The organism is Microbacterium sp. SCPM-O-B-15248 (M128) (genome assembly GCF_058214835.1).
Window position 1 is genome coordinate 258,426 of sequence record NZ_JBYQLI010000003.1, and the last position, 21,803, is coordinate 280,228.

Consider the following 21,803-nt stretch of genomic DNA (forward strand, 5'->3'; position numbering starts at 1 on the left):
CCCATGACCGCGGCGACCACGACCGGTTCGGTCTGGACGTTCGACGCGATCGGCACCTCGTGGGCGATCGAGACGGCGCACCCGCTGTCGGTGGTCGCCCGCGCGGGGGTCGCGGTCGCCGTCGACGGTTTCGACCGGGAGTGGTCGCGGTTCCGCGACGATTCGCTGGTCTCGGCGCTCGCGGAGGGACGCACGGCCTCCGTCGTCGCTCCCGCGGACACGGATGCCATGCTCGCGCTGTACGACGAGCTCGATGCCGCGACCCGGGGTGCCGTGAACCCCCTCGTGGGCGATGCCCTGGCCCGGCTCGGGTACGACGCCCGGCTCACGCTCGCGCCGCGGGGAGCGGCGGAGCCGGCGCCGGCCTGGCGTGACGTGCTGACGTGGGGGAGCGGCATCCTGTCGATGTCCCGACCGGCGATGCTCGACGTGGGTGCGCTCGGCAAGGGGCGTCTGGTCGACCGCGTCCTCGACATCGTTCGCGCCCACACCGCCGGTGACGTCATCGTGGACGGCTCGGGGGATCTCGCGGTGCGCGGTGCGCCCGTCCGCATCGGCCTGGAGCATCCCTACGATCCCGAGCGCGCGATCGGTGTCGTCACGGTGCGCGACGGTGCTCTATGCGCGTCGGCGATCACGCGCCGCGCGTGGGGCGACGGGCTGCACCACGTCCTGGATGCGCGGACCGGGGCTCCCGTGCGCGCGTACGCCGCGACCTGGGCGGTCGCCGACACGGCGATGCGGGCCGACGCGCTCGCCACCGCGCTGTTCTTCGACGGCGGCGCCGAGCTCGCGGCCGCCTGGGGCGCGACGTGGGTACGCATCCGCACCGACGGCCGCGTGGAATGGTCGCCCGGATTCGAAGGAGAGATCTTCTGATGAGCGCCACCGTCACCGCGGGCTCCACCCGCGTGCGCGGCCTGCTCGGCCGCGTGTCGAGGTACCGCCTCGTCCTCGCGTCGCTGGGGCTTCTGGCGGTCATCGCCCTCGCGCTGTCGTTCGCGGGTCTCGTGGGTCCGGACCCGCTCGAGATCGTCGTGAGCGCCGCGGTGCTCACGGCCGCGGGCGCGCTCACCGACCTCGCCGCGCAGAGCGTGCTCCGGATGCCGCGTCGCCTGGAGTCCTCGTTCATCACCGCCGCGATCCTGCTGTTCGTCGTGCGGCCGACGCTGGATCCCCTCGGCCTGGCCGGACTCGTGCTCGCCGGGGTCGTGGCATCCCTGTCGAAGTACCTTCTCGTGTGGCGCGGTCGGCACATCTTCAACCCGGCGGCGACCGGCGCGACCGTGCTGACGATCGTGAGCGTGTGGGCGCCCGACCTCGGCGGCTCGGCGTGGTGGGTGGGCACGCCGTGGCTGGCGGGGCCCGTCCTGGTCTTGGGGCTGCTGCTGCTCGCTCGTACCGACCGTCTCGCGATCGTCGCGGTGTTCTGGGTCGTCGCCGTGGCGGTGGCCTTCGTCCGCACGACGGTGCAGTTCCAGGCCGCGGGGTTCCCTGTCGACGTGCCGGCGGTACTGCTGCAGGTGGCGTTCTCGTCGCCCTTCCTGTTCCTCGGCGCCTTCATGCTGTCCGAGCCCCTGACGCTGCCGCCGCGCCGTCGTCAGCAGTTCCTCGTGGCGGTGGTGGTCGGTGTGCTCGCCGGCTGGCCGATCGCCGTCGGGGGGATCACCCTCGGCCAGGAGCGGGCGCTGCTGATCGGCAATCTCGTGGCGTTCCTGTTCTGCCTGCGCGCGGCCGTGCGGCTGCGCGTCGAAGGCCGACGCGACCTCACCCCGACGGTGCGCGAGCTGACCTTCCGCGCCGCGCGGCCCTTCTCCTTCTCGCCGGGCCAGTACCTCGAGCTCGACGTCCCGCATCGGCGCGCCGACGCGCGCGGCACGCGCCGCGAGTTCTCGATCGCGTCGGCGCCGGAGGATCTGCCGATCGTGCGCATCGCGTTCAAGGACGGCTCGCAGTCCTCGTACAAGCGCGCCCTGGCCGAGGTCCCCGTCGGCGGCACGCTCGCGGTCACCGGCGTCTGGGGCGACTTCGTGCTGCCCGCGCGTCCGACCGCGCCCGTGCTGCTCGTGGCCGCCGGCATCGGGGTGACACCGTTCGTCTCGCAACTGCGTCACCTCGCTGCGACCGGTCAGACCCGCGACGTCGTGCTCGTGTACGTCGTCTCGGCGGCGAGCGAGCTGGCCTTCCGCGACGACATCGCCGCGAGCGGCATCCCCGTGGTCGTGTTCTGCCGCGACGAGCCGCGGGATCTGCCCGCGGGATGGGTGTGGGCCGGTCCCGACCGGGTGGACGCCGAGGCGCTCGAGCGCGCGGTTCCCGACCTCGCACAGCGCGCCGCGTACGTGTCGGGTCCGCCGCGGCTGATCGCGGCTCTGGCTCCGGCTCTCGCGAAAGCGACCTCGCTCACGACGGACGCGTTCGCGGGCTACTGAACTCCGGCCGGGTCCCGGGGCTTGGCGGGCAGCCTGACCTCGAAGGTCGTGTCGCCGGGAGCGCTGCGCACGGTGAGCGTGCCCTGGTGCGCCTCCACGATCGCCTTCGCGATGGAGAGCCCGAGACCCGTGCCGCCCGTCTTGCGGTCGCGCGAGCGATCCGCGCGAGCGAACCGCTCGAACAGCTGCGGTGTCACCGCCGGGTCGATGCCCGGCCCGTCGTCGTGCACGCGCAGCACCGCGTCGTGACCCTCTCGCGTCACCGACACCGTCACCTCGGTACCCGCCGGGGTGTGCGTGCGGGCGTTGGCGAGCAGGTTGGCGACGACCTGGTTGAGGCGCGACGTGTCGCCGGCCAGTTCGACCGGCTCGTCGTCCACGTCGATCGACCACGCGTGGTCGGGACCGGCGGGTCGGGCGTCGCCGACGGCTTCGACCGCGAGGCGCGTGAGGTCGACCGTGCCGTAGACGAGCTCCTGACCCTCGTCGAGGCGCGCGAGCAGCAGCAGGTCCTCGACGAGCGTCGTCATGCGCAGCGACTGCGCCTGGATGCGCTCGAGCGACTGCTCGGTCGTCTCGACGGCCATCGCGATGCGCTGTCGGCTCTCGTCGTCCTGCGCTTGGCGCATCGCGCGCAGCGAGAGCTCCGAGAACCCGCGGATGGATGCCAGGGGCGTGCGCAGTTCGTGACTGGCATCCGCCACGAATCGGCGCATGAGCTCTTCGTTGCGCTGACGAGCGGCGAGCGAGGCGTCGACCTTGTCGAGGAGCGTGTTCAACGCCGCGCCGACTCGGCCGATCTCGGTGTGCTCGTCGACCTGATCCGCCGGCACGCGCTCGTCGATGGCGACATCGCCCTGGTCCATGCGGATGGATGCCACCCGGGCGGCGGTCTCGGCCACGGAGCGCAGAGGCCGCAGACCCACCCGGATGACGATGGCGATGATCGCCGCGAGCAGGAAGAGACCGCCCGCCGTGACCAGCGCGACCGTGGTCAGGATCGCCCCGATCGTCGCGGTCACTTGACTGAGCGGCAGCCCCAGGACCGCCACCGTGCCGGTCTGGTTGGCCGTCACCCCGATGCGGTAGTCCCCGAGGCCCGGCAGGTCGATGGTGTCGGAGTCCGGCAGGCCCGTGGCCACGGCATCCCGGATCTCATCGACTTGCGCCTCGTCGAGCGCCCGCACCGACCGCCCGTCGACGTACGCCCCGGTGTCGCCCCGGCCGGGGGTGCGCAGCACCAGCACGGTGCCATCCGGGAACGGGCCTCCGGCCAGCGCGTCGATGGCGGTCGTCGAGGGCCCCACCTGCTGGACATTGCGCACGGCCGCGGCGACCTGGGTGTTCAGGTTGCTCTGCAGGACCCCCGAGATGATCGCCGCGGTGGACACCGCGATCATCACCAGGATGAATGCCACCATTCCGATGACCGCGGCCATCAGCCGCGACTGCAGCGTCCAGCGGTGGCGAGCCTCGACCCGTCTCACTGAGGGGCTTTGATCATGTAGCCGACGCCGCGGACGGTGTGGATGAGCGGCTCGTGGCCCGCGTCGATCTTCTTGCGCAGGTACGAGATGTACAGCTCGACGACGCTCGAACGTCCGCCGAAGTCGTAGTTCCAGACGCGGTCGAGGATCTGCGCCTTGGACACGACGCGGCGCTGGTTGCGCATGAGGAAGCGCAGCAGCTCGAACTCCGTCGCGGTCAGCTCGATCTCGGTTCCCGCGCGCACCACCTCGTGGCTGTCCTCGTTGAGCGAGAGGTCGCCCACGCGCAGGATCGGCTCGGAGTCGCGCGTGAGCGCGGTGCCCGCGCGACGCATCAGTCCGCGTAGGCGCGCCACGACCTCCTCGAGGCTGAAGGGCTTCGTGACGTAGTCGTCGCCGCCGGCGGTGAGCCCGGCGACGCGGTCGGCGACGGCGTCCTTCGCGGTGAGGAAGAGCACCGGCACGTCATTGCCCGAGTGACGCAGCCGCTGCAGCACGGCCATGCCGTCGAGGTCGGGCATCATGATGTCGAGCACCATGGCATCCGGTTCGAAGTCCCGGGCCGCCTGCAGCGCGTCGAAGCCGGAACCGGCCGTGCGCACCTCCCACCCCTCCATGCGCAACGCCATCGACAGCAGGTCGGTGAGCATCTGCTCGTCGTCGACGACGAGGACGCGGAGGGCGCTGCCGTCCGGGCGGGTGAAAGCGGGGGCGCTGGCGGTCGCGGTCATGAACTCATTGTGTCGGCGTATCTATGAGCTTTCTATGGCACTCGCTATGCGCTCGCTGTGAAGTCGACCTGTGCGGGCGATCAGGACGGCCGCCATCACGCCGAGAGTCGCGCCGAGCGTGTTCGCCACGACGTCGCGCAGATCTGCGACACGGGTGGGGAGGAACAGCAGCTGCGTGGTCTCGATCGTCGCGCTGAGCGCGAGACCCGCCAGGATGCCGTGCCACGGGCGCCCGCCCCAGGCCACGACGAGCAGGCCGAGGGGGAGGAACATCGCGACGTTGGCCGAGAACTCCACGAGGTCGAACGTCACCCACGCGGTCAGCGGCCACCCCGAGAGGAGGTCGAGGAGCCCACGCACGAGACCTCCGGTTTCGGGCCCGTACGGCTCTGGCCGCAACGTCATCCACCACAGCCCGACGGTGTACGACGCCGAAGCGGCGACGAGCAGTGCCCGTCGCCGCTTCGCTGAGAGCTGGCTCAGTGCGTGTCCTCGGCCTCGATCTCGGTGCGGTCGCCCGACCAGAGGGTGTGGAACGTCCCCTCCTTGTCGATCCGGCGGTACGTGTGCGCCCCGAAGAAGTCGCGCTGGCCCTGGATGAGGGCGGCCGGCAGACGCTCGGCGCGCAGGCCGTCGTAGTACGCCAGCGACGAGCTGAAGGCGGGGGCGGGGATGCCGCTCGCCGCCGACAGCGCGACGATGTGGCGCCACGCGTCCTGCGCCCGGCCGAGGGCCTCGACGAAGTAGGGGGCGGTCAGCAGCACGGGAAGCTCGGCCTCGGCGTCGTACGCCTCGGCGATGCGGTTGAGGAACTGCGCGCGGATGATGCAGCCGCCGCGCCAGATCTTCGACACCGCCCCGAGGTCGATGTTCCAGCCGTACTGGGCGGCACCCGCGCGGATCTCGTCGAAGCCCTGGCTGTACGCGACGATCTTCGAGGCGTACAGGGCCAGACGCACCTGCTCGATGAACGCGTCGGCATCCTCGCCCGAGAGCACGTCGGTGCCCGCGGGGCCGGGGAGCTCGCGGGACACCTCGCGCTGCTCGGGGTGGCTGGACAGCGAGCGGGCGAACGTGGCTTCCGCGATACCCGACACGGGGACGCCGAGGTCGAGCGCGGTCTGCACCGTCCAGGCGCCCGTGCCCTTGGCGCCGGCCTGGTCGAGGATGACGTCGACGAGGGGCGTGCCGGTCTCGGCATCCGTCTGGCGCAGCACCTCGGCGGTGATCTCGATGAGGTAGGACTCCAGCTCGCCGCGGTTCCACTCGGCGAAGACGTCGGCGATCTCGGCCGGGGTCTTGCCGGTGGCGCGGCGGATGAGGTCGTAGGCCTCGGCGATGAGCTGCATGTCGGCGTACTCGATACCGTTGTGCACCATCTTGACGAAGTGGCCGGCACCGTCGTGGCCGACGTGGGTGACGCAGGCCTCGCCCTCGGCGACCGCGGCGATCGACGTCAGGATCGGGCCGAGCGTCTGCCACGACTCGTCGGAGCCGCCGGGCATGAGGGACGGTCCGAGGAGGGCGCCCTCCTCGCCGCCGGAGACGCCCATGCCGACGTAGTTGATTCCGGTCTCGCGGACCGCCTTCTCGCGGCGGATGGTGTCGGTGAACAGCGCGTTGCCGCCGTCGACGATGATGTCGCCGGGCTCGAACACCTTCACGAGCTCGTCGATGACGAAGTCTGTCGCGCGACCGGCCTTGACCATGATGATCGCGGTGCGCGGCCGCGACAGCGACGCGGCGAAGTCGGCGTAGGAGTACGCGTCCACGAACCCGGCTTCGGGGTGCGCGGCCACGAGGTGCTCGGTCTTGTCGGCGCTGCGGTTGAACACGGCGACGGTGTTGCCCTCGCGGCTGGCGAGGTTGCGGGCCAGGTTCGAGCCCATGACCGCCAGCCCGACGACACCGATGTTCGCGTTGGCGTCTCCTTGACCCTCGGGACGGGAATCGGCCTCCGCGGTGGGGCGATCGACCTCCTCGGGGGCGGGCGCACCCTCGTGGTGCGGAGCGGCCTCGTGCGGTGCCTGGTCCTGGTCGGTCGAGGGTCCGGTCGGGGAGGGGGTCGACGTCATTCGTTGCTCCGTGTTCACGTGCGGAAGAGGGGGACGGACGGGATCGGGTCCCCCGCCACTGTATCGGCTCGGTCCGACGCGGTTCAGGCGCCGCGGGACAGGTGCAGTCGGGCGATGACGGTGTCGACCTGGTCTTGCGGCGTCATGTCGAGGTCGACGCGGATCGCCTGCTCATCGGCATCCGGGATCTCGAGGGCGTTGAACTGCGACGTGAGCAGCGACGGCGGCATGAAGTGCCCCTGGCGGCGGAGCAGCCGTTCGAGGACGAGCGCGGGGTCGCCCATCAGCAGCACGAACGTCACGTCGTCGCGGCGCAGCACGTCGCGGTACCGGCGCTTGAGGGCGGAGCACGTGATGACGCCGGGCCGGCCCGCGGCGATCTGTCCGTCGATCCAGGCCGCGACGCGGTCGAGCCAAGGCCCCCGATCGTCGTCGTTCAGCGCGTGACCGGCGGCCATCTTGGCGACGTTGGCGGCGGGATGCAGATCGTCGCCTTCCTGCAGGTCCCACCCGAGGCGGCCGGCCAGAAGCGCGGCGACGGTGGATTTCCCGGTCCCTGCCGGGCCCATGAAGACGAGGACGGGTGCGGTGCTGTCCAAGAGGCTCTCTCTTCGTCGATGTGCGGGGGCGATCAGATGGTGTGGCGGACTTCCGAGAGCACGGCGGCGACGTAGCGACGGGTGTGCTCTTCGGCGGCGTCGGGATCGGCGCGCCCGATGGCTGCCGCGGTCTCGACGTGGTTGTGCAGGGCGTCGGGGTTCGGCACGCCCGGGGTCAATCCGTGGAGCGCGCGCCCCTCGATCGCCGCGGCGATGGGCGCGCGGGCGGCGGCGAGCATGAGGTTGCCGCTCGAGACGAGGATGAGGTCGTGGAAGGCGATGTCAGCCTCCAGGTATTCGGCGGAATTGCCGAGCCCCGCTGCTCCGAGTCGGGCCAGCTCTTCGGCCAGGCGCAGGATCTCGCCCCGCTGCACGTCCGTGGAGCGCTGCGCGCTCAAGCGGGCGGCGATGGGCTCGATGGCGGCGCGCAGTTCCGTGGTGTTGACGATGAGCTGGTCGCGGCGGGGTCCGGCGAGCTGCCAGCCGATCAGACGCGTGTCCAGCGCGCTCCAGGCGCTCGGTGGACGCACGGTGACACCCACGCGACGGCGCTGTTCGACCAGACCCATCGCCTCGAGGACGCGCACGGCCTCGCGGACGACCGTCCGGGAGACGCCGTACTCGGCCTCCAGCCCGCCGAGCGTGAGGACCGTGCCCGGGACGAGGACACCGTCCGCGATCCGTCGGCCGATCGCATCGGTGACGGAGCCGTGTGAGGCTCGGGCCATGACCCCTCCTTAGGTACGACCATATCTTGTCAAAAATATGATCATTGTGTGAAGATCGTGCGACGCCTCGCGGCGGGAGCCGATCGAGGCAGCCGCGCACGGCGCACGACCGACCATCGTTAATCAATGGAGATCTTCTTGGACGACTGGACTCAGACACTCGGAACGGCCCCGCTGCTGGCCATCGCGGCGGGAGCGATCGCCCTCATCCTCGTCCTGATCATCTGGCTGAAAGTGCACGCCTTCCTGGCACTGATCATCGTGTCGCTGGTGACGGCGTTCGTCGCCGGCATCCCGGTGTCGGCGATCGTGAGCACTCTCACCGGAGGGTTCGGCGGAACGCTCGGCACCGTCGCACTGCTCGTCGCCCTCGGAGCCATGCTGGGGCGCTTGATCGAGCATTCCGGTGGTGCCCGGTCGCTCGCGGAGATGTTCGTGCGGGTGTTCGGCGAGAAGCGGGCCCCGTTCGCGCTCGGCATCACGTCGCTCGTCCTGGGCTTCCCGATGTTCTTCGACGCGGGCCTGGTGATGATGCTGCCGATCATCTTCGCGATCGCGCGGCGCGTCTCGCGCACGAACGTGCTGCTGTTCGGCCTTCCCGCCGCCGCGGCCTTCTCCGTCATGCACGTCTTCCTGCCGCCCCACCCCGGCCCCGTCAGTGCGAGCGAGTTGTACGGCGCCAACCTCGGAATCGTCCTGCTGGTCGGCCTCATCATCGCCTTCCCCGTCTGGTACGTCTCGGGCTACCTGTGGGGCAAATTCGTCGCGCAGCGGATCCAGCTGCCGGTTCCCGCCCTCTTCGGCGAGATCGACGACGACCAGCCGGTCAACGCCCCGAAGCCAGGGACCGTCATCGCGGTCCTGCTGCTGCCGATGCTGCTGATCTTCCTCAACACCGGGCTGTCGACACTCGCGAGCGCCGGTGCCGTCTCGACGGACGACACCTGGGTGCAGGTGCTCATCCTGCTCGGCAACTCTGCCGTCGCCCTGCTCATCACCGTGATCGTGGCCACCATCGTCTTCGGCTTCCGCCGCGGCGAGAAGGGCACGGCGATCGAGAAGGTCGTCGACTCGTCGCTCGGCCCGGTGGCATCCGTCATCCTCATCACCGGCGCCGGAGGCATGTTCGGCGCGGTCCTGCGCGCCTCGGGCATCGGCGACGCGCTCGCCGACAGCTTGAGCGACCTCGGCCTGCCGATCATCTTCGCGGCCTACATCATCGCCGTGGTCCTCCGCCTCGCGCAGGGATCGGCGACGGTCGCGCTCGTCACCGCCGCGGGCCTTGCCGCCCCCGCCGTCATGGCCGGCGACTTCTCGCCCCTGCAGGTCGCCGCCATCACCCTGGCGACCGCGGCCGGCTCGGTGTTCGCCGGGCACGTGAACGACTCCGGCTTCTGGCTCGTCGGCCGCCTCATGGGCATGGACGTCAAGACCACCCTGAAGACCTGGACCGTGCAGCAGGCGATCGAGTCGGTCCTCGGCTTCCTCGCCGCGCTCGCCGTCTTCGGCGTCGGCGCGCTGATCTGACCGGGCGGGACGCATGAGTACTTCGCTCTTCGACGTCAGCGACCGTCTGGCGCTCGTGACCGGGTCGTCGCGCGGACTCGGCCGCTCCCTCGCGACCGCGCTGGCCCGCGCCGGCGCGCGCGTCATCGTGCACGGGCGCGACCGGGATGCCGTCGAGGCCACCCGTCGCGACCTGGCGGCCCTCTCGGGCCGCGAGGCCGCATCCGTCGTGTTCGACGTGACGGATGCCGCGGCCGCACAGGCGCAGCTCGAGACCCTCATCGAGCGGGTCGGGGTCCCCGACATCCTCGTCAACAACGCCGGCATCCAGCGTCGCGCTCCGATCCACGAGTTCGCGGTGCAGGACTGGGACGAGCTCATGGCGGCGAACCTGTCCGGTGTGTTCTACGTGACGCGCTTCGTCGCTCCGGCGATGGTGGCCCGCGGCTCGGGCAAGATCGTCAACATCGCGTCCGTCCAGTCGCGTCTGGCGCGGCAGACCATCGCGCCGTACTCGGCCGCCAAGGGGGGCGTCGCCCAGCTGACGGCCGGAATGGCCGCGGACCTCGCTCGCCACGGCATCCAGGTCAATGCGCTGTCGCCGGGCTACTTCGCGACCGAGATGAATCGCGACCTCGTCGACGACGCCGAGTTCACGGCCTGGCTCACCCAGCGCACGCCCGCGCGCCGGTGGGGCGATTTCGCCGAGCTCGACGGGGCGCTGCTCTTCCTCGCCTCGGATGCCTCGAGCTTCGTGTCGGGCCAGAACATCTTCGTCGACGGCGGAATGACCGCGGTCGTCTGACGGAAGGACGAGACATGCAGGCACTCTTCATCGACGCCGCCCGCGAGGCGGCGGTGCGCGACATCGCCGTTCCGGAGCCCGGGGCGGACGAGGTCCGGATCCGGGTCGACTACATCGGGATCTGCGGTTCGGATCTGCACTACTACTTCCACGGGGCCAATGGAGCGTTCGTCGTGCGCGAGCCGCTCATCCCCGGTCACGAGCTCTCGGGGCGGATCGATCACGACCCCGCGGGTCGCTGGGCCGCCGGAACCCCGGTGACCGTGCACCCTGCCCGGTTCGGCCGACCTCGTCCCGGAATCGAGGACGACCCGCACCTGTGGCCAGGGGGCTCCTACTTGGGGAGCGCCTCGACGTGGCCGCACACCCAGGGCGCGGCCGCGGAGTATCTCGTCGTCGACCGTCGCATGGTCAGGCCTCTGCCGGACGGCCTCACGGTGCGCCGGGCGGCGCTCGCGGAGCCGCTCGCGGTCGCTCTGCACGCGCTCGGAAAGGCCGGACCCGTCGAGGGCCGGAGCGTGCTCGTCACGGGATCCGGTCCGATCGGGCTCATGGCCGTGGCCGCCTCCGCGGCGGCCGGAGCGCGGGTCACCGCCACGGACGTCCTGCCCGGACCGCTCGCCCGGGCGCGAGAGCTGGGCGCGGCCGAGACCGTGGACGTGCGGGCGGAGGAGCTCTCCGCGGGAGCGTTCGACGTCGTCCTGGAGTGTTCGGGTGTGCCGCAGTCCATCTCGGCGGCCCTGCGGGCGGTGCGGATCGCGGGGACCGTGGTGCAGGTCGGGATGCTCCCCGACGCGGAGCGATCCGTGAACCTCGCCCCCTTCATCGCCAAGGAAGTGCGCTATCTGGGCAGCTTCCGCTTCGCCGACGAGATCGATCAGGCGATTCGCCTCCTGGTCGAACGGCCCGACATCGAGGCCGCGATCACGCACGAGTTCCCGCTCGCGGAGGCCGAGACCGCCTTCGCCACCGCTCGGGACTCCGATGCGTCCGGAAAGGTGCTGTTCGCGCTGTAGAGCGCGGTATCCGCCGGCACGCAGACGGCGCCGGGCCGCTCGGGCCCGGCGCCGTCCGTCGTTTCTTCGGCGGAAGCGGTCAGTGCTTCTTGTAGTCGGCGGTGCGCCCGAGCGAGAAGAGGGCGCCGATCGCGCCGACGGCGCCGATCGCGGAAATCACGCCGATCGTCCAGAGCACGACGTGAGAGAAGAGGCCGCTGTCCATGAAGTTCCTCCGGTCGGTGGGGCTCACCAAATCCTACCGGTGCGTCTCGCGCAGCCGGTGCGGCAGCCCGGTCGAACGCGGAGCGCGTCGCTGGTAGACTTCCGGGGAACTTCGGCGAGGGATGCAACCTCGTGCGCCCGGGTGGTGCGCGTGGCATCCGTGATCGACGCGGTGATGCAGGCTCCCGGCTTTCCTCACGCGCTCGCGTTCGAGTCGAATCCAGACCACATACGTGCGGACACCGTCCGCTCACAAGCTGCGGGACCCGTGCCCGCGAGGAGAACATCATGTCGGAAGACAACAAGGTCGTCGCGGAACTCCGCGAGAACTTTGGCAAGGGCTTCGCCCGTCGCCTCCGCGCCGCGGGCAAGATCCCGGCCGTCATCTACGGTCACGGCACCGACCCGCAGCACGTCGCGCTGCCGGGCCACCAGGTCGCTCTGCTGATCCGTCGCGCCAACGCGCTGCTCGACCTCGACATCGCGGGCAAGAGCCAGCTCGTGCTCGTGAAGGACGTGCAGAAGGACCCCGTGCGTCAGATCATCGAGCACATCGACCTCCTCGTCGTCCGCAAGGGCGAGAAGGTCCAGGTCGACATCCCCGTCACGGTCGTCGGCGAGCCCTTCCCCGGCACGATCGTCAACCTCGAGAACACGACGGTGTCGCTCGAGGTCGAGGCCACCCACATCCCGCAGAACGTCGAGGTCTCGGTCGAGGGCGCCGAGGACGGCACGCAGATCACCGCTGCCGACCTGACGCTGCCCGCCGGTGCCGCGCTGCTGACCGACCCCGAGACGCTCGTCGTCGGTGTCTCGGTGCCGCTGGACACCCTCGCTGCCGAGGAGGAGATCGCGGAGGCCGACGCCGAGGTCGCCGAGGAGCAGTCCGAGGGCGACCAGAACTGATCTCAGCGGACCGCGCGAGCGGTCCGCGACCGACGAGGGGGCGTGCATCCACGCCCCCTCGTTTTTGCTGTCAGGGTCCGCGTGCGGATCCGGAAGGATGGATGCCATGGCGGACACGTGGTTGATCGTCGGGCTCGGCAACCCCGGTCCGCGGTACGAGGCGACGCGGCACAACATCGGTCAGATGGTGGTCGATGAGTTGGCCGGACGGCGTCGCGAGTCGTTCCGCGCGCACAAGGCGAACGCGCGCGTCGTGGAGACGTGGCTGCGTCCCGGGGGAGCGAAGCTGGTCCTGGCCAAGCCGAACAGTTTCATGAACGTCTCGGGCGGTCCCGTCGCCGGGCTCGCGCGGTTCTACGCCGTGGAGCCCGAACGCGTGGTGGTCGTGCACGACGAGCTCGACATTCCCTTCGACACCCTCAAGCTCAAGACCGGCGGGGGGCACGGGGGGCACAACGGTGTGCGCGACGTCGCGAAGGCGCTGGGGACCCCCGACTTCCCGCGCGTGCGCGTCGGCATCGGTCGACCCATCGGGCGGCAGGACCCGGCCGACTGGGTACTCGATCCGTTCGGCTCGAAAGAGCGCGAAACCTTGCCCATCCTGATCTCCGACGCCGCGGACGCGGTCGAGCTGCTGGTCGAGGACGGATTGGTCGCCGCCCAGCAGCGATTCCACGCCCCGCGCTGAGCCCGCGCGCGCGTCACTCCGGGCCGTTCGAGCGACCCCGTGCCGGCGACGGGCGTCGTCTCGCGACGGGACGCCCCGGATGCGGGGGAGGAGCGGACCGGTTCGTCCCTCCGGGAGGTCGGCGGGCGGTGCGCGAGCGACGGAAGGCGATCGCCATGCCGATCGCGCCGGCCACGCACGCGGCGAGACCCACCGCTGCGCCGATGAGTACCCAGACTCCTCCGAGGTGTCCGACGGCGGGGTCGGGGCTGTCGCGAAGGACGTTGCCCACCGCCCACGCCGCCACGGCGATTCCCGCGAGAACGGCGAAGACGGCGAGCCACGGACCCGAGGGCTCTTCCTCTTCGCGTCCGCCCGCGCCCGCACCGGGCGATCTCGACGCGGCCCGTGCGGAGGACGGGGTGCTCCGGGTGGGGCCGGTCGATTTCGTGGAGGGGTCCCTCATCGCGTGCCTTTCCGCTGGGCGAGTCGATCGAAGTCAGGTTCGAAAGCTAGCGCCATCGTTCGGTGCCCCGCGGGGCTCGTGGCGACATCCGTGGATAACTCGTCCGACCGGCGCCTCACCCGGGTGCGGCGCGGTGCGCACGTCGCCCCGAAACGACGATGGCCCCGGTCCGCGGACCGGGGCCATCGTCGCGAGTGCTACTGCACGTAGGGCGCCGCGCCGATGGCGGCTCCGATGCCGAAGAACACGAAGACCACTCCTCCGCCGACGACGGCGAGCACGATCGCGGCGATGGCCCAGCCGCGCCCGCGGTTCTTCACCGCGGCGACGATTCCCTGGATGAAGCCCCACAGGGCGAGCACGCCCCACGCGAGGAAGGCCGACACCGACAGGATGCCGGCGGCGAGACCGATCTGGTTCGCCGCGGCGGGGAGGGCGTCGGGGTCGATGGAGGCTGTCCCGTCGGTGATCGCGGCGAACTGCGTCAGGCTTCCGCTCTGGATCCCACCGAGGATGCCGAGGACCGAACCGATCACGATGGCGGCCAGCGACACGACGAACGCGATGAGCCCGAGGCCGCGGGGGCCTTTCGCCGACAGCGCGCGTCCGTGCGGCTCGGCGATGGGGGGTGCGGCGTAGGAGGCTTGAGCGGCCTCGGCGCGGGTGGCGGGCGGCGTGCGATCGGGCTCGAAGGGCGGCGGTGTGCTGCTCACGGTGTCCTCCTCTGGTCGGCGAGGGCCTGGTCACCCCCGTCCCGGTCAGCCTACGGACGGAGCCGCACACGCCCGCGGGGGTGGACGCGCGGGGGCGGGAGCGGGTAACGAGCCTCAGACCGGAGAACCGACGCTGCCGACGGAGGTGCTCGCGCCTGCCGTGAGGGCCAGGAAGACCAGCGCCGCGAAGAGGAACGGACCGAGCGCCGAGACGACGATGGCCGCGATGCCTGCGGCCCGACCGCGATCGCGTGCGGTCGCGACGATCCCCAGCACGAACGCCGTCACGCCGAGGACGGTCCCGGCCCAGAAGCACACCTCCGCCAGCAGGACGAGGTCGCGAACCGGCGACAGGATTCGCCAGTCCACGGACTGCCCTCCGCGGGCGAGGAACTCCGCCCCGGCACCTCGAGCGACCCGGAAGGCGGCGAATCCGCCGATCGCGGACGCCACGACCCCGGCGAGGATCGAGAGAAGGAGGGCCAGCGCACCCAGCGGACGCCGCCGCTTCGCGGCCGGGGGAGCGGTGAGGAAGGTACCGGCCGGCGGCGCCGTGTGGGGAGCCGCGAACGAGGGCTCGCCGGGAACGCGGGGCGAGGTCATGAAGCCACCCTACGGGGCGTTCGGAGCCGGTGTCGGTGCCTCCGCGTAGGATGTGTCGAGTGACAGTTCCCGGGATCGTGCGCGCCCTCGAGCAGGCTGAGTCGTACCGGGAGGCCGCGTCGGCGGCATCCTCCGATCTGTCTCTCTCCGTCGTCGATGGACTCGACGCCCCCGTCATCGCGGCTCTCCTCGAGCACCGCCGCACCGCGGGCTCGCCCGGCGCCGTTCTGGTGATCGCTCCGACCGGTCGTCGCGCCGAGTCTCTCGGCCCCGCCCTGGATGCCGTGCTCCCGGGCGCGCAGGTCATGCACTTCCCGGCGTGGGAGACGCTGCCGCACGAGCGCTTGAGCCCGAGCCCCGAGACCGTCGGGCGTCGCCTCGACGTGCTGCGCCGGATCGCCGCGTGGGACGGTGCCGCGCCACTCGTGGTCACCGCGTCGGTACGCAGCGCGTTGCAGCCGCTGGCCCCGGGCCTCGGCGACGTCGAGCCGGTCGACCTGCGGGTCGGGGGCCGCGGCAGCGAGCTCGACGAGGTCTCCGCGCGTCTGGTCGAACTGGCCTACCACCGCGTCGACATGGTCTCGCGCCGGGGGGAGTTCGCCGTGCGCGGCGGCATCCTGGACGTCTTCCCGCCGGTCGCCGACCACCCGTACCGCGTCGAGTTCTTCGGCGACGAGGTCGATCAGATCCGTGCCTTCTCGGTCGCCGACCAGCGTTCGCTGCCCGGCGAGGTGCTCGAGGTCTCCCTCGTGCCGAGCCGCGAGCTGCTCCTGACGCCCGCCGTGCGGGCGCGGGCCGCCGAACTGCGCGACGGCTACCCCGGTCTGCGCCAGTTGCTCGAGAAGATGGCCGAAGGCATCCCGGCCGAGGGCATGGAGTCGCTGATCCCGGTGCTGATCGACGGCCTCACCACGATCGTCGACTACCTGCCCGGGGGGACCGCCGTCGCCCTGGTCGACCCGGAACGTTCGCTGGCGCGTGCCACGACGCTCGGCGACACGAACCGCGAGTTCCTCGAGGCGGCGTGGTCGGCGGCCACCGCCGGTGCCGACACCCCGGTCGACCTCGGCGCGGGCGACTTCCTCACCCTCGACGACCTGCGCGAGATCGCCGGCGGCCGCGGTGGGGTGTGGTGGCGCCTGAGCGCGTTCGACTCCGGAGCGGCGGATGCCGAGGCCGAGGGCCTCGTGGTCGGCGACGACTCCGCGCATCGGGTGAAGGCCGACCCGGTGCCGTCCTTCCAGGGCAACGTCGACGGGGCCACCGCCCACGTCGGCGGACTGCTCGCCGAGGGGTGGTCCGTGGTCGTGACGGCATCCGGACCCGGTCTGGTGGACCGCGCGCGCGACGTCCTCGCCGAGCGCGGGATCGCGGCTCGCCGCGTCGACGCCGTGCTGTCCCCGCCCGAACCCGGTGTCGCGCACGTGGTGTGCGCACCGCTGGAGCGCGGTTTCGAACTGACAGAGACGAAGTTCGCCGTCATCACCGAGACGGAGTTCTACGGTCGCGCGGTCGGCGGCGACAACCGCGGTGTGAAGAAGCTCGCGTCGCGGCGACGCAACGTCGTCGACCCCCTGCAGCTCAAGCCCGGCGACGTCGTCGTCCATGCCACGCACGGCATCGGCAAGTTCCTCGAACTGACCCGCCGCGAGGTCTCGAGCGGCGGACGCAACGCCGTGAAGACGACCAAGGAGTACCTGGTCCTGGAGTACGCGCCGTCGAAGCGCGGATATCCGGGCGACAAGCTGTTCGTCCCGACCGACCAGCTCGACCTGCTGTCGAAGTACGTCGGCGGCGAGGCCCCGACTCTGTCCAAGATGGGCGGCGGCGACTGGGCCGCGGCGAAGGGCCGTGCTCGCAAGGCCGTCCGCGACATCGCGGTCGAGCTGGTGAAGCTGTATTCGGCGCGCATGGCATCCAAGGGGTACGCCTTCGGTCCCGACACCCCGTGGCAGCGTGAGCTCGAAGAGGCGTTCCCGTTCGCCGAGACGCTCGACCAGCTCCAGACGATCGACGAGATCAAGGCCGACATGGAGAAGCCGATTCCGATGGATCGTCTGCTCTCGGGCGACGTCGGTTTCGGAAAGACCGAGGTCGCGGTGCGCGCGGCGTTCAAGGCGATCCAGGACGGCAAGCAGGTCGCGATGCTCGTGCCCACGACCCTCCTCGTCAAGCAGCACCTCGAGACCTTCGCCGAGCGTTTCGCCGGCTTCCCCGTCACCGTGCGACCGCTCTCGCGGTTCCAGACCGACAAAGAGGCCAAGGCCACCCTGGCGGGCCTCACCGACGGCACGGTCGACATGGTCATCGGCACGCACCGCATCCTTACCGAGAAGGTCATCTTCAAAGATCTCGGCCTGATGATCATCGACGAGGAGCAGCGCTTCGGTGTCGAGCACAAGGACTCGCTGAAGAAGCTCAAGACCAACGTCGACATCCTCGCGATGAGCGCCACGCCCATTCCCCGCACGCTCGAGATGGCCGTCACCGGTATCCGCGAGATGTCGACCCTGGCCACCCCGCCCGAGGACCGGCATCCGATCCTCTCGTACGTCGGCCCCCGCAACGACAAGCAGATCGCCGCGGCCATCCGTCGCGAGCTGCTGCGCGAGGGGCAGGTGTTCTACGTGCACAACCGCGTGTCGTCGATCCAGCGCGTCGCCGCGCACCTGGCCGAACTCGTGCCCGAGGCCCGCATCGTCGTCGCGCACGGCCAGATGGGGGAGCACGCCCTCGAGCAGGTCGTCGACGACTTCTGGGAGCGCCGGGCCGATGTGCTCGTGTCGACGACGATCATCGAGACGGGCCTGGACATTGCCAACGCGAACACGATCATCATCGATCGCGCCGACAAATACGGTCTGTCGCAGCTGCACCAGTTGCGCGGTCGCGTCGGCCGCGGTCGCGAGCGTGCGTATGCGTACTTCCTGTACGACGAGATGAAGCCGCTGTCCGAGACCGCCGCCGACCGTCTCGAGACGATCGCGGTCAACAACGACCTCGGCAGCGGCATGCAGGTGGCCCTGAAAGACCTGGAGCTGCGCGGTGCGGGAAACCTGCTCGGTGCCGAGCAGGCCGGCCATATCGCCGGCGTCGGGTTCGACCTGTACCTGCGCATGATCGGCGAGGCCGTGGCGACCTTCCGCGGCGAAGACACCGAGGGGCCGACCGAGTTGCGGCTCGAGCTGCCCGTGGATGCGCGTCTGCCCGAGACCTACATCGACAGCGAGCGCTTGCGGCTCGAGGCGTACCAGAAGCTCTCGGCCGCGGCATCCGCCACCGCCAAGGACGACGCCATCGACCTCGTCGTCGACGAGCTCCGCGATCGGTACGGCGAGCCGCCGGCCGAAGTGGAGGGTCTCATCGCCGTCGCGCGGCTGCGCCGCCGTGCCGCGCAAGCGGGCCTCGCCGATGTCGTCGCGATGGGCTCGAACCTCCGCATCGCTCCCGCGAACCTCCCCGACTCGATGCGCGTGCGCCTGCAGCGGCTCTACCCGAAGGCGAAGCTCGTCGCGAACGGCGACGCGATGGTCGTCCCGCTCCCGTCGGACACCGCCGACGGGAACCTCATCGCGTGGGTGCGTCAGTTGCTCGACGCCCTGTGGCCGCTTCCCGCGGCCAAGGAGTCCGAGACCGCGCCGGCGTGATCGGACGGATGCCGTGATCCCCACTCTCGTCATCGTCAGCGTGTCGATGCTCGCCCTGGCGGGGGTCGCGTCGTGGACCGCGCGCCGCTCGGCGGCGGGAACGCTCGCGCGCAACGACCTCATCGGCATCCGGACCGTCGCCACTCAGGCGTCCGACGCCGCTTGGATCGCCGCGCATCGCGCCGGGGCGGCCGATCTCCGCCGGAGCGCGATCGTCGCCGTCGTCACGGCCGTGCTGCCGTGGTGTGCTCTCCTCCTACCCGGGGCCGCGCAGGAGCCGGTGATGGCCGCCGTGATCGTGCTCGGCGCCGTGACGGTGATCGGCTTCTCCGTGCGCGCGGCAGTGGTCGGCGGACGCGCGGCGCGCGAGGTGACCGACCGGACGTGATCCGGCGCGGCGGTGCCGTGCCCCCCTCGCCCCGTCTCGTGCCCCGGCGCTACGCTGACGGCACCGACGGGAAGGACGCCGCTCATGCGCTTCGCTCATCTGGGGGCCGAGCCCCGTATCCATCCCGACGCCGTCGTCGCCCCGACCGCCGTCATCAGCGGCGACGTCACGATCGGTCCCGGATGCCAAGTCCTCCACGGCGCCGTGCTCACCGCCGAGGGGAGTCGGATCGTGCTGGGAGAGCACACGGTCGTGATGGAGAACGCGCTGGTGCGGGCGAGCTCGACCCACGCGGTGCACGTCGGGGCCCACACTCTGATCGGTCCCATGGCCAGCGTGGCGGGAGCCGACATCGGCGCGGAGGTGTTCCTGGCCACCGGCACGCGGGTCTTCAACGGTGCCGAGGTCGGCGACAGGTGCGAGGTGCGCATCAACGCGGTGGTCCACTTGCGTACCGTCCTTGCGCCCGAGACGGTGGTGCCGATCGGATGGGTCGCGGTGGGCGATCCGGTGCAGCTGCTCTCGCCCGACCGGCACGACGAGATCTGGGCCGCCCAGAAGGAGCTCGACTTCCCGGGATACGTCTTCGGCCTCGACCGTGAGACCCCCGACCTCATGATCCAGCTCACCGAGCGGTACGGCCGGAGTCTCGCGCGGCACGCCCACGACCGCCGACTCGACTGAGACGGGGCGGGGGCCCCGGCATCCGATGCTGTTCACGTCCACCGGCCGCGGGAGGGTGGCGCGGACCGCTGATCATCATCACACGTGGCGGTGTGCGCCCGGGACGAGGGGAATGTCGGGGCCTGTCCAGAACGCCTCCAAGAGGGCAACCCCCGCGTCGGCCAGGGCCAACGACGGTTCGGCGTCCGAGGCGAAGCTCTCGTCCAATGAACCGACCGCCGCGCACGCGTAGACAAAGCCGCCCGTGCGCCAGCGCACGATCCCGGCGTCGACGCGGGTCCCGGGGACGAATCCCGTCTTGGACGCCACCGTCAGAGGCGCCAGCGCGGCGAGCTCCGCAGCGTACGGGTTGACCTTGTAGAACTTCGTCACCTGATCGAGATAGAGCTGAGTCGTGAGGATCTGCTCCGCCCTGCCCGACACCCACGGCGAAACGGCCGTGCGGGACTGGACAGCGTCCATCAGAGCGCGCAGCTGGTTTACCGGAGCCACGCCCAGCAGTTCCGGGTCGTCCGCGATGAGGTCCAGGTCGACGGGGTTCCGCAGCCGGATGCGTCGCAGGCCGACGGCGTCCATCATCCGATTGACCTCGTCCACGCCCCCCGGGATCTCAGCGAGCACGGCGTTGGTGGCAATGTTGTCGCTCGTCGCGATCATGAGCACGAGCAGGTCCTCGAAGGTGACCTGTAGGTCGCTTCGCAGCAGGCGGAGAATCCCCGAGCCCTGCACCCCGTGGTCTCGAGCGGGTGAGCTGACACGATCGAGGTCGATCCGGCCCAGCTCCGCGTGGCGCAGAGCGGTCAGCAGAATCGGGATCTTGATGACGCTCGCGGTGGCCACGGGGGCGGTGGAGTTGAGCTCCACCGCCCCCGTACCGTTCAGGCTCCGAGCCGACACGTGCAGAGAGCCGGAGAAGCGCTCGTCGATGTCGGTGAGGGTGCCCATGAGGTCATCGCGCTGCGCTGGGGTCATTCCACGCCCTCGACGTTGCCCATCGCCTTCAGGAACCCCGTGTCGCCGAGGAACCGGTTGTCCTCGTTGAGCGGGGGGAGCTTCGCGACCGCGGTGGTGCCGTCCGGGTGGTAGGTGGCCAGCTGCTCCTTGTTCATCACGAGCTGGGGGAGCGGGGTCACATCGGCGGGAGGCTTGACGCCGTCGGCGAGAGCCTGCGCCATGGCCACCGCGTACTCGCCCCAGTAGGACACGAAGATGTCGCCCTCAGCGACCCATCGGGGATCGTTCTTGAGTGAGGCGAGCCCGGTCTCGTCACCGCCGAGGCCGGCGATGAGCAGCTTGTCCGCTCCCCCGCGACCCGCGTCCTCCAGTGCGCGGAGAGCGCCGTTGGTGGAGTCGTTGTTCACCGTGTAGAGGATGATGTTCCGATCCGCGGGGATGCTCGCGATGAGACCTTGGACGGCTTCGAAGCTCGGCTGCAGCGTCGACCCGCCGTCGAACTGGATGCCGTTCGTCCCGATCGTGGTCGTGGTCGCGCTGATCGCGTCGGGCGCGACGGCCTCGAAGCCGAGGACGTCGGCCACCGTCGAATAGAAGTGGTGGACGGCGGCGTTCACCCCCTCGCCGGCGGCGGCGTTCTGACCGATCAGGACGGTGGTGTTCGACGCGTCCCACCCCCGCTGCTTGGCGATTTCTCCGACGATCGTCGCGCTCTCGTCTCCCAGCGCGGCGTTGTCGATGTTGAGGAAGGAGCATGCGCTCGCGTCGATGTTGAGGGCCACACACGGGATGCCGCTGTCGGCGATGAGCTTGGAGACTCCGTCGGTGGCGGACGAGACGGGGTAGAGCACCATGGCATTCGGCTGCTCCACGATCATCTGCTGCACGTTCTGGAGCATGGTCGAGGCGTCGCCCTTGTTGTCGAACCATGTGACATCCACACCCTTGGATGCGGGGTCGAGCCCGTCGAGGGTCGTGTGGATCACCTGGAAGAACGGCACGCTCTCGTTGTAGTTGGCGAAGGTGACCGTCATCGTGCCGTCGGACGCGTCGGCGGTCGACCCGCCCGAGCACCCGGAGAGGGCAAGTGCGGTGATCGCCGTGACACTCGTGCCGAGAGCGAGTCGGCGTAACACGGATGCGCTGTGTGCGGACATGGGATTCCTTTCGGGTGTGATGGTGCAGAGGGGTG

The 21,803-nt window shown here is 70.6% G+C and carries 22 protein-coding genes; 10 read left to right on the plus strand and 12 right to left on the minus strand.

All coding sequences use genetic code 11. The features are described 5' to 3' along the window. Nucleotides 1-3 precede the first annotated feature (3 nt). Entirely contained in the window at nucleotides 4-879 is an 876-nt protein-coding gene (locus tag AC3E6M_RS06555) for an FAD:protein FMN transferase (RefSeq protein WP_490529413.1), read from the plus strand. Continuing rightward, entirely contained in the window at nucleotides 879-2,432 is a 1,554-nt protein-coding gene (locus AC3E6M_RS06560) for an FAD-dependent oxidoreductase (protein ID WP_490529414.1), read from the plus strand. Before AC3E6M_RS06555 ends, AC3E6M_RS06560 begins: the two co-directional genes overlap by 1 nt. Here AC3E6M_RS06560 and AC3E6M_RS06565 read toward each other — a convergent pair. From AC3E6M_RS06565 to AC3E6M_RS06590, 6 genes are all read right to left on the minus strand, one after another. Further along, complete coding sequence (locus AC3E6M_RS06565; RefSeq protein ID WP_490529415.1) at nucleotides 2,426-3,919, minus strand: sensor histidine kinase; 1,494 nt, start codon at nucleotides 3,917-3,919, stop codon at nucleotides 2,426-2,428. The two genes, AC3E6M_RS06560 and AC3E6M_RS06565, sit on opposite strands and share 7 nt — an antisense overlap. Continuing rightward, nucleotides 3,916-4,650, minus strand: coding sequence for a response regulator transcription factor (locus tag AC3E6M_RS06570; protein WP_138172761.1), 735 nt, complete (start codon nucleotides 4,648-4,650; stop codon nucleotides 3,916-3,918). Before AC3E6M_RS06570 ends, AC3E6M_RS06565 begins: the two co-directional genes overlap by 4 nt. Before the next feature lie 21 nt (nucleotides 4,651-4,671). Beyond that, complete coding sequence (locus AC3E6M_RS06575) at nucleotides 4,672-5,175, minus strand: VanZ family protein (protein WP_490529637.1); 504 nt, start codon at nucleotides 5,173-5,175, stop codon at nucleotides 4,672-4,674. Continuing rightward, nucleotides 5,130-6,725: an NADP-dependent phosphogluconate dehydrogenase gene (gene gnd, locus AC3E6M_RS06580; RefSeq protein ID WP_138172763.1), complete on the minus strand. Its 1,596-nt coding sequence runs from the start codon at nucleotides 6,723-6,725 to the stop codon at nucleotides 5,130-5,132. Before gnd ends, AC3E6M_RS06575 begins: the two co-directional genes overlap by 46 nt. An 83-nt stretch (nucleotides 6,726-6,808) precedes the next feature. After that, a complete protein-coding gene (locus tag AC3E6M_RS06585) occupies nucleotides 6,809-7,324 on the minus strand; it encodes a gluconokinase (RefSeq protein ID WP_490529416.1) in 516 nt (171 codons plus the stop codon). 32 nt (nucleotides 7,325-7,356) lie between these two features. Continuing rightward, a complete protein-coding gene (locus AC3E6M_RS06590; protein ID WP_138172765.1) occupies nucleotides 7,357-8,052 on the minus strand; it encodes a FadR/GntR family transcriptional regulator in 696 nt (231 codons plus the stop codon). A 138-nt stretch (nucleotides 8,053-8,190) separates the two neighbouring features. Between AC3E6M_RS06590 and AC3E6M_RS06595 the strand changes: the two genes are divergently transcribed. Genes AC3E6M_RS06595 through AC3E6M_RS06605 form a run of 3 tightly spaced genes read left to right on the plus strand, consistent with a single transcriptional unit; the run spans nucleotide 8,191 to nucleotide 11,379 of the window. Further along, nucleotides 8,191-9,579, plus strand: coding sequence for a GntP family permease (locus tag AC3E6M_RS06595; protein ID WP_138172801.1), 1,389 nt, complete (start codon nucleotides 8,191-8,193; stop codon nucleotides 9,577-9,579). A gap of 13 nt (nucleotides 9,580-9,592) precedes the next feature. Continuing rightward, nucleotides 9,593-10,363, plus strand: a complete 771-nt coding sequence (locus AC3E6M_RS06600; RefSeq protein ID WP_138172766.1) for an SDR family oxidoreductase — start codon at nucleotides 9,593-9,595, stop codon at nucleotides 10,361-10,363. Between the two features lie 14 nt (nucleotides 10,364-10,377). Continuing rightward, nucleotides 10,378-11,379 (plus strand): zinc-binding dehydrogenase, encoded by a 1,002-nt coding sequence (locus tag AC3E6M_RS06605; RefSeq protein ID WP_490529417.1) that lies wholly within the window; start codon nucleotides 10,378-10,380, stop codon nucleotides 11,377-11,379. Between the two features lie 79 nt (nucleotides 11,380-11,458). On the opposite strand, the gene AC3E6M_RS06610 is transcribed toward AC3E6M_RS06605, so the two are convergent. Continuing rightward, nucleotides 11,459-11,584, minus strand: a complete 126-nt coding sequence (locus tag AC3E6M_RS06610; protein ID WP_490529418.1) for a hypothetical protein — start codon at nucleotides 11,582-11,584, stop codon at nucleotides 11,459-11,461. A 287-nt stretch (nucleotides 11,585-11,871) separates the two neighbouring features. On the opposite strand from AC3E6M_RS06610, the gene AC3E6M_RS06615 reads away from it, so the two are divergent. Then, nucleotides 11,872-12,489 (plus strand): 50S ribosomal protein L25/general stress protein Ctc, encoded by a 618-nt coding sequence (locus AC3E6M_RS06615; RefSeq protein WP_138172768.1) that lies wholly within the window; start codon nucleotides 11,872-11,874, stop codon nucleotides 12,487-12,489. A 106-nt stretch (nucleotides 12,490-12,595) separates the two neighbouring features. Then, nucleotides 12,596-13,177 (plus strand): aminoacyl-tRNA hydrolase, encoded by a 582-nt coding sequence (pth, locus tag AC3E6M_RS06620; RefSeq protein WP_490529419.1) that lies wholly within the window; start codon nucleotides 12,596-12,598, stop codon nucleotides 13,175-13,177. Nucleotides 13,178-13,190: 13 nt separating this feature from the next. Here the strand turns inward: pth and AC3E6M_RS06625 are convergent, their stop codons facing one another. The 3 genes from AC3E6M_RS06625 to AC3E6M_RS06635 all read right to left on the minus strand — a co-directional run bounded on the left by AC3E6M_RS06625 (nucleotide 13,191) and on the right by AC3E6M_RS06635 (nucleotide 14,938). Then, complete coding sequence (locus AC3E6M_RS06625) at nucleotides 13,191-13,622, minus strand: hypothetical protein (protein WP_490529420.1); 432 nt, start codon at nucleotides 13,620-13,622, stop codon at nucleotides 13,191-13,193. Between the two features lie 197 nt (nucleotides 13,623-13,819). Further along, complete coding sequence (locus tag AC3E6M_RS06630) at nucleotides 13,820-14,335, minus strand: hypothetical protein (RefSeq protein ID WP_138172771.1); 516 nt, start codon at nucleotides 14,333-14,335, stop codon at nucleotides 13,820-13,822. A 114-nt stretch (nucleotides 14,336-14,449) separates the two neighbouring features. Next, entirely contained in the window at nucleotides 14,450-14,938 is a 489-nt protein-coding gene (locus tag AC3E6M_RS06635; protein WP_138172772.1) for a hypothetical protein, read from the minus strand. Nucleotides 14,939-14,988: 50 nt separating this feature from the next. On the opposite strand from AC3E6M_RS06635, the gene mfd reads away from it, so the two are divergent. The 3 genes from mfd to AC3E6M_RS06650 all read left to right on the plus strand — a co-directional run bounded on the left by mfd (nucleotide 14,989) and on the right by AC3E6M_RS06650 (nucleotide 19,657). Next, a complete protein-coding gene (gene mfd, locus AC3E6M_RS06640; protein WP_490529422.1) occupies nucleotides 14,989-18,585 on the plus strand; it encodes a transcription-repair coupling factor in 3,597 nt (1,198 codons plus the stop codon). 13 nt (nucleotides 18,586-18,598) lie between these two features. Next, nucleotides 18,599-18,973, plus strand: a complete 375-nt coding sequence (locus tag AC3E6M_RS06645) for an SdpI family protein (protein WP_138172774.1) — start codon at nucleotides 18,599-18,601, stop codon at nucleotides 18,971-18,973. Between the two features lie 84 nt (nucleotides 18,974-19,057). Next, entirely contained in the window at nucleotides 19,058-19,657 is a 600-nt protein-coding gene (locus AC3E6M_RS06650) for a gamma carbonic anhydrase family protein (RefSeq protein ID WP_138172775.1), read from the plus strand. 78 nt (nucleotides 19,658-19,735) lie between these two features. Here AC3E6M_RS06650 and AC3E6M_RS06655 read toward each other — a convergent pair whose 3' ends face one another. Next, nucleotides 19,736-20,629 carry a serine hydrolase gene (locus AC3E6M_RS06655; RefSeq protein WP_138172776.1) on the minus strand — a complete coding sequence of 298 codons (894 nt, stop codon included), beginning with the start codon at nucleotides 20,627-20,629 and terminating at the stop codon, nucleotides 19,736-19,738. Beyond that, on the minus strand, nucleotides 20,626-21,768 hold the full coding sequence (locus tag AC3E6M_RS06660; RefSeq protein ID WP_138172777.1) for a sugar ABC transporter substrate-binding protein: 1,143 nt from the start codon (nucleotides 21,766-21,768) through the stop codon (nucleotides 20,626-20,628). The genes AC3E6M_RS06655 and AC3E6M_RS06660 overlap by 4 nt, the downstream gene beginning before the upstream one ends. Nucleotides 21,769-21,803 lie beyond the last annotated feature (35 nt).

Coding starts and splice junctions, on each gene's coding strand:
- AC3E6M_RS06555 (WP_490529413.1), top strand. CDS start 4: ATGACCGCGGCGACCACGACCGGTTCGGTCTGGACGTTCGACGCGATC.
- AC3E6M_RS06560 (WP_490529414.1), top strand. CDS start 879: ATGAGCGCCACCGTCACCGCGGGCTCCACCCGCGTGCGCGGCCTGCTC.
- AC3E6M_RS06570 (WP_138172761.1), bottom strand. CDS start 4,650: ATGACCGCGACCGCCAGCGCCCCCGCTTTCACCCGCCCGGACGGCAGC.
- gnd (WP_138172763.1), bottom strand. CDS start 6,725: ATGACGTCGACCCCCTCCCCGACCGGACCCTCGACCGACCAGGACCAG.
- AC3E6M_RS06590 (WP_138172765.1), bottom strand. CDS start 8,052: ATGGCCCGAGCCTCACACGGCTCCGTCACCGATGCGATCGGCCGACGG.
- AC3E6M_RS06600 (WP_138172766.1), top strand. CDS start 9,593: ATGAGTACTTCGCTCTTCGACGTCAGCGACCGTCTGGCGCTCGTGACC.
- AC3E6M_RS06605 (WP_490529417.1), top strand. CDS start 10,378: ATGCAGGCACTCTTCATCGACGCCGCCCGCGAGGCGGCGGTGCGCGAC.
- AC3E6M_RS06610 (WP_490529418.1), bottom strand. CDS start 11,584: ATGGACAGCGGCCTCTTCTCTCACGTCGTGCTCTGGACGATCGGCGTG.
- AC3E6M_RS06615 (WP_138172768.1), top strand. CDS start 11,872: ATGTCGGAAGACAACAAGGTCGTCGCGGAACTCCGCGAGAACTTTGGC.
- pth (WP_490529419.1), top strand. CDS start 12,596: ATGGCGGACACGTGGTTGATCGTCGGGCTCGGCAACCCCGGTCCGCGG.
- AC3E6M_RS06625 (WP_490529420.1), bottom strand. CDS start 13,622: ATGAGGGACCCCTCCACGAAATCGACCGGCCCCACCCGGAGCACCCCG.
- AC3E6M_RS06635 (WP_138172772.1), bottom strand. CDS start 14,938: ATGACCTCGCCCCGCGTTCCCGGCGAGCCCTCGTTCGCGGCTCCCCAC.
- mfd (WP_490529422.1), top strand. CDS start 14,989: ATGTGTCGAGTGACAGTTCCCGGGATCGTGCGCGCCCTCGAGCAGGCT.
- AC3E6M_RS06650 (WP_138172775.1), top strand. CDS start 19,058: ATGCGCTTCGCTCATCTGGGGGCCGAGCCCCGTATCCATCCCGACGCC.
- AC3E6M_RS06655 (WP_138172776.1), bottom strand. CDS start 20,629: ATGACCCCAGCGCAGCGCGATGACCTCATGGGCACCCTCACCGACATC.
- AC3E6M_RS06660 (WP_138172777.1), bottom strand. CDS start 21,768: ATGTCCGCACACAGCGCATCCGTGTTACGCCGACTCGCTCTCGGCACG.